This window comes from Serratia odorifera (assembly GCF_041448735.1).
Taxonomy (GTDB): domain Bacteria; phylum Pseudomonadota; class Gammaproteobacteria; order Enterobacterales; family Enterobacteriaceae; genus Serratia_F; species Serratia_F odorifera.
Genome location: NZ_JBGMUT010000047.1, coordinates 1 through 769, shown reverse-complemented (window position 1 = coordinate 769; position 769 = coordinate 1). Strand labels below are relative to the sequence as shown.

Genomic DNA, 769 nt, shown 5'->3' with positions numbered 1-769 from the left:
AAATCGTTAATCAGCTCCACCAAAATATTTGCATCGTATTCCAGCGTGTCCTTTCGACCAAGCAGGTTTACCAGTATGCTGAAACTTTTGGAAGCGTTTGGTAAACTGTCCCTGAACCTTGTGAGTGAGTCTCCGATTTTAGGGAACTCGGATAAACCTAAAGCTCCAAATGTAATATCAAACATACCTTGAGTAAGAAGGGCACCAAGATCCGCTTTTTTGTCCATCATGGAGATCATCTTGGAAATCAACTGATCGACTTCCTCTATGCTGTTAGACAAATCTGGTCTGCCCAACATGCTGAACAAGTCTTTCTCGTATTGCTCGAATACCTCTATTTCAGACCTCGGCTCGCCTAGGTCATCCGTCAGGACTGGCGCGGCATCCACTCCACCAGACGGGGCTTGGTTCCCACCGTAATTCCAGAGCCCGACCAACGCCCCGTAGGCCGCGCTCGCGCCCGGCGAGACAATGTCCCACGAAGATCCCCCCTCGGTGGAAGACAGGATCGATGCCGGCTCCTGTACTGGGACCGCGGCGTTTCGCCCCATGTCCTGTGCCGGTGCCTGCTGTTGACTCGAGGATTCATTGATAGCATGCGCGGCTGCCGGTTGTTCCCCCCGCTCATACGACGCCACGGGATCCCGTCGCCGAATGCCTGCAATACCCTTGGGCGTTTCGAAAAACTGAGATATGAAATTGACCGCATTACGCTGTGCCCCGGCCGCGAACTGGTGGCCCCAGCCCGGCGTCTGGTGCGCCTGTTGCA

Annotated in this window: 1 protein-coding gene; it reads right to left on the bottom strand. The window is 54.2% G+C overall.

What is annotated here, in order from left to right; all coding sequences use genetic code 11:
- Nucleotides 1–769 (bottom strand): hypothetical protein (locus ACCC84_RS23525; RefSeq protein ID WP_371902424.1); only part of this gene is annotated, 769 nt, incomplete at both ends.